Source organism: Hymenobacter sp. IS2118 (assembly GCF_000715495.1).
Taxonomy (GTDB): domain Bacteria; phylum Bacteroidota; class Bacteroidia; order Cytophagales; family Hymenobacteraceae; genus Hymenobacter.
In genome coordinates this window covers 22,789-28,828 of the sequence record NZ_JNLX01000136.1, presented here as the reverse complement: position 1 = coordinate 28,828, position 6,040 = coordinate 22,789, and the positions used below count along the sequence as shown (strand labels likewise).

The window sequence follows — 6,040 nt, the reverse complement described above, 5'->3', positions numbered from 1 at the left end:
GCGGGGCGGGTGCGCCGGGGAGGAAGGCAGTTATGAGGCAGGCTTGTAATCATTCACCCAATCTACCAAGGCAATTCCCGGCATATCGGCGAAATGGCGGGTATTGTGCGTAACCAGCGTCAGGTTGTGGAAAATGGCCGTGCTGCCAATCAGCAAATCGAAGCTATCCACGAGGCGGCCGAGGCGGCGCAAATGAGTTTTCAGGTCTGCGAAGGTTTCCAGCGCCGAGGTGATGGGCATTGTCTGCCCGGCAAAGCTGGCGCGGAGGGCGGCTACATCGCGCCGCTGTCGGGCTTGCCAGGCCGGGGCGCTATTGGCTACACCAAACAGCAATTCAGCGATGGTTATTTCGGATAGGAAGCAATTAGCAAGTCCGGCTTCTCTAACCCGCGTCTGAATATCAAACTCGCCTTTGAGATAATGAACGCAGATATTGGTATCGAGCAAGTAGCGTTGGCTCATAGCTCAATGTCGCGTTGTTCGGTGTGCCGCGCTTCCTGGAGCATCCGGTTTAATTCCTCACCGCTTTCCTCCGATTTCCAGGCACCGAATAGCGAGTAGAACAACCGTTCGCGCTCAGCCAAATCCGCAGCAGTCGTTTCAGTAGCCCCAGCGGTTTCTACGGAACGGCTTTGTAATTCAGCGGCTCCGTAAGGTAGACTACGCAGCCACTCCAACACGGCGGCAGCCTTCTCGGTGGGGAATTTAAGTTTTACGTCGAGTTCCATAGTAGCTAAGTTACACAGAAGCTCCCGTTTCGCTCAGCGGCGCGAGCAGCGGGCAGGGGTGGCGCAGGAGCGGATGCTGCTGGAGAAGCGGTGGTTTAGCGCAGGCGGGACTCATGGGGCGCGGGGTGGCGGGCGGCTGGGCCGAAGCAGCTACTTTGGCACAATCAAATCGCATTTACCTGTGGGCCACTACACCGACGCACCAGAAGACGATTTGCTCGGCCTGACCGACCGCCACCTGCTCGACGAAGCAGAGGCAGAAGGCGTCATCCGGGCCGAAAACTTTCTCTATGACCTACCCGAAGAAACCGACTTCACGGTAGCGCTGCTGCTTGACCTGCACCGTGCGGCTTTCGGGCGCGTGTACGATTGGGCGAGGCAATACCGGCGCTCCAACCCCAATGTGGGCAGCTTCCTGCCGCCGCCGTTTCAACAGGTGCCCACGCTGCTCTACCAGTTTGCCGACGAAGTGCAGCACCGGCAACAGCTGGTGCGCACCGAAGTGGAATTGGCGGCCTTGCTGGCGTATGCGCACCACCGGTTCGTGGCTATTCATCCGTTCACCAATGGCAATGGTCGCACAGCGCGCCTGCTCACCAATTTTCTGGCCTTTCGCCACGGCTACCAAGAGCTTGCCTTGTACCAGCGCGAGGCCGGGGCTGACCGTGAGGCTTATTTGACCGCCATAAAAGCTGGGAACTCCGGTGACTACCGGGAACTGGAGAAGTTGATTAGCGCGCAGCTTCGCCGGTTTGGCGAGTAGTGGTGGCAGCACGCTCGGCTTCCACTTTTTCGTAGAGGGCTTCTAACCGGTCCATCGAGACGGTTTGGTTTTCCAACGCCATTGTGCCATACACTGAGCGCAGCATCATGCGCTTCACGAAAGAAGCGTCCTGTAACTGGGTGTAGCGTTGGCGAAAAGTCATAGAGTGGAAATTTGCCTCGGACGACTGAAGTAGCGCTGAAGCGGCCGTTTCAATTAATGGCTCGTGCAGGGTGCAGGAGATGGACTTACCGATTAATTCTTGCTCTCTTGCAATGGGTCTATCTGCCCATAGCTGTGATATAGTTGTTGACGAAATGCGCCTATCTTTTCCCGCAGCATTACTTCATCTGAAGTCTTAGGCGGAAGGATGCGAACGTTTGGCATTCTTTCAAAAAGCTCCATTAGAAAAACGGCATCTTCTTCGGGAAACTCAACTTCTACCAACATAAACTTTGAGAGCTAATTACGCTACTAAGTTACACAGAAGTACCCGTTTCATTCAAGCGGGACCCACCGGTCGCGGAGCGGTAGCCGGCGGACGGCGGGATTACTGAATCCCCTATTTCGCCGCATAGGCGGCTACGTGGTGGCGGGCGGCAGCGGGGCTATTTTCCGCAATAGGGTATAGAGCGCGTGGTACACCTCCCGCAGCTCGGCAGGGTCGGTGAGTGCCGTTTCCTTGAAGAATGTGAGGTACACGAAGGCACCGGCTTCGTGGGAAGCAGGGGCCAGCGTGAGACGACATTCCTGGTGGCGGAGCAATGTCTGGCGCAATGCTAAATCAGGCAGGAGGAGCTCGCGCAGAGCAGCCTCATTATTAGTGGTGATGATGAAAGCGGCATCCAGCTCCGGGTCGCCCAGTTCCACGTCGGTCATTCCCAGCAGCTTGCCTACCTCGTGCAGCCAGTCCTGCTCATGCAGGGCAAATCGCAAACGGGTGTTATCAGGCACTTGAGCGGCCATGCGGGTGCTTTGGAAGCCGCCCTCAAAGCCGCCACCCAAGTCAATTTCAACATCTAGCTGTATGTGGTAGCCGTCCTGAATCAGCTCGGCACTATAGTCAAACAAGTCGCCTTCCCTAGTAATAGTAGCAGCTACCTCCTGCCAGAGGACGGCTTCTGTATCAGCGGAAAAAATGTGCACGTTGCTCATAAGCGGGAGAATAGGCCGGCGCTAACGCCTGGAGTGAGTTTACCTGAAAGTACTGCATTGCGGGAACAGAGGTTGCCGGTTTGGCAAATACGCTTCCTCCACAGTGGCTCCGTGCTGGCGCGAGTTTGTAGCTCGTAACCATCAACGATGCGAAGAGGGCTCGTCTCCCCTGCCGTATAGCGGGAAGCCCCCCCGGAAACAAAGTGCTGGCGAGCAGCACGATACCAGCAGGCACCGCCTTACGACGTTTCCGGCACGAGTTATAAGCGCGTACCCGTACAGAAGCAGCTTTCGTTGCGCCCAACAGCTTTTGCACTAGGCGGTGCCGGGCATGGTAGCGCCACCACCCCATTGCAGTGCCTACTCCCCTGTCAGCAAGTGGGGCAACGGGAGTTGATTCCCCAGAATTATTTTTTAGTGGCCAGCACCTCCCGCACCGACGTCCACCGGATATCGGAGTAGCGGGCATTGTCGAGGGGCGCGAGCTTGGGCAGGCCCGTAAACATGTTGTGCATGTACTGCATGCCCTGCCAGGGCGGAAACACGTCGTCGGTGGTCGGCATCAGGGCTTTGGTCACCTTTATCAGCCCGCCCAGCACCCCCACCGGCCCTACTCGGAGCAGCTTAAAGGGTTCGCCGGTGGCGGCAGTGGCGGCCGCCTGCAGGCCGCGCACAGTGGCTACTTCACCAGCCACGCGCAGGTAGCGGGGCGTGGTGAGGTCGAGGGCGGCGGCGGCCGTGAATTCGGCGGTGTTGGCGGTGGTGGTAAAATCCAGCGGCTGGTCGGCGCTGCCGTAGTACATCACGCGCTTCAGGCCAAAGAGCACTACCGGCGCCTGCCCGGTGAGCAAGTCCGCAAACATGCCGTTGAGCACCGACGTGGCCTGGATGGGCGCGTGGTCGAGGCGCTGGTTGAACTCCCGGCGCAGGTCCAGGTTGCGGTTCGAGCCGTTGGGCAGCTTGGTGTAGTCGATGGAATAATCAGATGGGATGAAGCGGGGCACACCGGCCGCCACGGCCGCGTCGAGCAAGCGCTTCTGGCCGTCCACAATCACGTCGCGCAGCCCCGACAGGGCCGACACCACGCAGGCCACACCCGAGCACGCCTGCGTAAGGGCCGTGACGCTGTTGAAATCAACCTCCATTATTTCCACGCCCAGGTCGCGCAAGACCGTGACCTCGGGCTTGGTGTTGCCGGGGCGCACCAGCGCCCGTACCGCGGCGCCCCGCTGGCGCAGGGCCTGGGCAATGCGAAGGCCCAGGTCGCCGGTGGCGCCGGCCAGCGCGATGGTGGCGGGAGCAGCACTGGCGCCGGGTTGCGGAGTTGTAGCGGGTGTAGTCAAAGTCAAAGAATTGATTGAGAGAAGCGAAAATGAAGTTTTTGCCGGACGGGCCAGCCCGGTGTTAGCAACAGGTAGCTGTGGCGGCAAAGGGGCCCGGCAGGCCACTTACTTCCCAGATGTAGCAAGCGGGGGTTTGCGGTATTACGTGCCACAGCGCAATTCAGCCGCACCGGCAGCCCGGAAATGGCTTACTTTTTTGGCGGCAGCAGCCCGAGACCCTTGCCCAGCATCCAGTCGAAAAGGCGGTCCGGAAGCAGTTTGGGTATGAGCCAGCTCCGCATTAGGTCGGGCGCGATGCTGTAGCGCAGCCGGGGCCGGGGCGTTTCCAGGATGCGCACCAGGCGCCCGGCCACGTACTCCGGCGTCAGGCCCTTTTCGCGGGTACTGTTCACGAAGGTGGCGAAGCGCTGGGCGGGGCCGTGGTAGGGCGTGTCGCGGTACGGTTCCAGGTCCATGCCCTTGTCCCAGATGGGCGTTTTGGTCACGCCCAAGCCGATGAGCACCACGGGCACGCCAAACAGCTGCAGCTCCCGCCGCCACGTGGCCGAGAGGCCTTCCAGGGCAAACTTAGTGCCCACGTAGGCGCCCATAAACGGCGAGGCCACCTGCCCGCTCACCGAGCCAATGTTGATGACGCGGCCAGGCTGCCCCTGGAAATCGGACCGGGCCCCGAGCAGCGGCAGAAACGCCTGCGTTACCTGCACCAGGCCCACCACGTTCACCTCGAAGTGCTGGCGCACGGTGTCAATGGGCTGGTACAGCAGCGGCCCGCCGATGGCAATGCCGGCGTTGTTGATGAGTCCGCGCAGGGGCTCGCCAGCCAGCTGGCGCGCTACGTCGGCCGCGGCCTGTGCAATGGCCGGGCCGTCGGTCACGTCAAACAGCAGCGGGCCGAAGTCGTCGCCCAGCTCGGCCTGCAGGCGGGCGGCATCGGCGGGCGTGCGCACGCTGCCGAACACCCGGTAGCCCCGGGCCAGAAAAGCGCGGGCGGTGGCCAGGCCCAAGCCGCTCGAAACGCCGGTGATGACCAAGGCCGGAAGGGAAGTATTCATGGGGCGTAAGGTAACTGGTTTACGGCGGTTGCGGTGGCGCGGGCGGGCGTTATCCTCCGCCCCTGCTGGCCGCACGGAGCGCTGCCAGCAGGGGCGGCCAGCTGCCGGCGCACTCTCCGGGAAGACGGGTGAAGTGCACTATTTTGCCGGCAGCGACGGTTCTTGCGGCATGGAATATTTTGTGGCGCAGGGCTCCGTGGTGCGTACCATCTGGGGCAAGGCCGATACGGTGCTTTTCATCTTTGCGGGCGCGGCGGCCGAGTTTGCCCTCAACAAAGCCGTGGATTGGCTTTACTTCACCGGCCGGCTGCCCGCTGACCCGCTGGCCCGCCTGTTTTCCACGGTGGAGTACGCCCGCCGGATTGTGTACTCCCGGCAGGCCGATGCCGAGCGGGCCATCGACACCATTGCCGCCATCCACGGGGCTGTGGAAGCCAAGCGCGGCATGGCCATTCCGGCCTGGGCCTACCGCGACGTGCTCTACCTGCTCATCGACTATTCCATCCGGGCCTTTGAGGTATTGGAGCGTTCCCTCACGGCCGCCGAAAAAGAGGAAGTGTTCGACGTGTTTGCCCGCGTGGGGCGGCGCATGGGCATAGCGGAAATCCCCGCCAGCTACACCGCGTGGCTGCCCGCGCGCCAGCAGCATCTCGCCGCCGACCTGGCGCACAGCCGCTTCACCACCGACCTCTATCAGCAGTACCGCAAGCACCTGGGGCCGTTCCGGTACTGGCTGCTGCGCCACGGCCAGCGCCTGGTGGTGCCCGCTATTGTTCGCGGCTTGCTGCACCTGGGCGGCCCGTCGTGGGTGCGGCCCGTGGTGCCGGTGTACCGCGCCACGCAGCAGCTGGCGGTAGGCCGGTGGATGAAAAACTCGATTTTGCCGCCGGCCTACCGGGCCCAGATTCTGGCGCTGGATGGTGAGCCGGAATGCCTCTCTCCTACCAAGCCAGGCTGAGCTGCTACCGGCTGAGCCGTCTGCATTGCCCTGCATAATAT

General features: G+C 61.5%; 9 protein-coding genes. 2 read left to right on the top strand and 7 right to left on the bottom strand.

Translation table 11 applies throughout. From position 1 onward, the window contains the following. Positions 1 to 30 precede the first annotated feature (30 nt). Together GM79_RS12940 and GM79_RS12935 are read right to left on the bottom strand one after the other, a co-directional pair. Positions 31 to 462, bottom strand: a complete 432-nt coding sequence (locus GM79_RS12940; RefSeq protein ID WP_035564506.1) for a type II toxin-antitoxin system VapC family toxin — start codon at positions 460 to 462, stop codon at positions 31 to 33. Beyond that, the gene (locus GM79_RS12935) at positions 459 to 728 is read right to left on the bottom strand and encodes a hypothetical protein (protein ID WP_035564504.1); all 270 of its coding nucleotides are present in this window, start codon (positions 726 to 728) and stop codon (positions 459 to 461) included. Before GM79_RS12935 ends, GM79_RS12940 begins: the two co-directional genes overlap by 4 nt. Positions 729 to 909: 181 nt before the next feature. On the opposite strand from GM79_RS12935, the gene GM79_RS12930 reads away from it, so the two are divergent. Continuing rightward, complete coding sequence (locus tag GM79_RS12930) at positions 910 to 1,491, top strand: Fic/DOC family protein (RefSeq protein ID WP_035564502.1); 582 nt, start codon at positions 910 to 912, stop codon at positions 1,489 to 1,491. Here GM79_RS12930 and GM79_RS12925 read toward each other — a convergent pair. The 5 genes from GM79_RS12925 to GM79_RS12905 all read right to left on the bottom strand — a co-directional run bounded on the left by GM79_RS12925 (position 1,460) and on the right by GM79_RS12905 (position 5,041). Next, positions 1,460 to 1,654 carry a hypothetical protein gene (locus GM79_RS12925; RefSeq protein WP_035564500.1) on the bottom strand — a complete coding sequence of 65 codons (195 nt, stop codon included), beginning with the start codon at positions 1,652 to 1,654 and terminating at the stop codon, positions 1,460 to 1,462. The genes GM79_RS12930 and GM79_RS12925 overlap by 32 nt on opposite strands. A gap of 92 nt (positions 1,655 to 1,746) precedes the next feature. Then, the gene (locus GM79_RS12920; RefSeq protein WP_035564497.1) at positions 1,747 to 1,941 is read right to left on the bottom strand and encodes a hypothetical protein; all 195 of its coding nucleotides are present in this window, start codon (positions 1,939 to 1,941) and stop codon (positions 1,747 to 1,749) included. Positions 1,942 to 2,073: 132 nt separating this feature from the next. Next, a complete protein-coding gene (locus GM79_RS12915; protein WP_051718854.1) occupies positions 2,074 to 2,646 on the bottom strand; it encodes a hypothetical protein in 573 nt (190 codons plus the stop codon). Positions 2,647 to 3,053: 407 nt separating this feature from the next. Continuing rightward, positions 3,054 to 3,989: an NmrA family NAD(P)-binding protein gene (locus GM79_RS12910; RefSeq protein ID WP_235184059.1), complete on the bottom strand. Its 936-nt coding sequence runs from the start codon at positions 3,987 to 3,989 to the stop codon at positions 3,054 to 3,056. Between the two features lie 188 nt (positions 3,990 to 4,177). After that, positions 4,178 to 5,041: an SDR family NAD(P)-dependent oxidoreductase gene (locus tag GM79_RS12905; protein ID WP_035564495.1), complete on the bottom strand. Its 864-nt coding sequence runs from the start codon at positions 5,039 to 5,041 to the stop codon at positions 4,178 to 4,180. Between the two features lie 169 nt (positions 5,042 to 5,210). Here GM79_RS12905 and GM79_RS12900 point away from each other — a divergent pair, with 169 nt between their 5' ends. Next, positions 5,211 to 5,999 carry an oxygenase MpaB family protein gene (locus tag GM79_RS12900; protein WP_035564493.1) on the top strand — a complete coding sequence of 263 codons (789 nt, stop codon included), beginning with the start codon at positions 5,211 to 5,213 and terminating at the stop codon, positions 5,997 to 5,999. Positions 6,000 to 6,040 lie beyond the last annotated feature (41 nt).

What these genes read in the sequence shown, in the direction of transcription:
- GM79_RS12915 (WP_051718854.1), bottom strand. Translation starts at nt 2,646, where the DNA reads ATGAGCAACGTGCACATTTTTTCCGCTGATACAGAAGCCGTCCTCTGG.
- GM79_RS12940 (WP_035564506.1), bottom strand. Translation starts at nt 462, where the DNA reads ATGAGCCAACGCTACTTGCTCGATACCAATATCTGCGTTCATTATCTC.
- GM79_RS12925 (WP_035564500.1), bottom strand. Translation starts at nt 1,654, where the DNA reads ATGACTTTTCGCCAACGCTACACCCAGTTACAGGACGCTTCTTTCGTG.
- GM79_RS12920 (WP_035564497.1), bottom strand. Translation starts at nt 1,941, where the DNA reads ATGTTGGTAGAAGTTGAGTTTCCCGAAGAAGATGCCGTTTTTCTAATG.
- GM79_RS12900 (WP_035564493.1), top strand. Translation starts at nt 5,211, where the DNA reads ATGGAATATTTTGTGGCGCAGGGCTCCGTGGTGCGTACCATCTGGGGC.
- GM79_RS12935 (WP_035564504.1), bottom strand. Translation starts at nt 728, where the DNA reads ATGGAACTCGACGTAAAACTTAAATTCCCCACCGAGAAGGCTGCCGCC.
- GM79_RS12905 (WP_035564495.1), bottom strand. Translation starts at nt 5,041, where the DNA reads ATGAATACTTCCCTTCCGGCCTTGGTCATCACCGGCGTTTCGAGCGGC.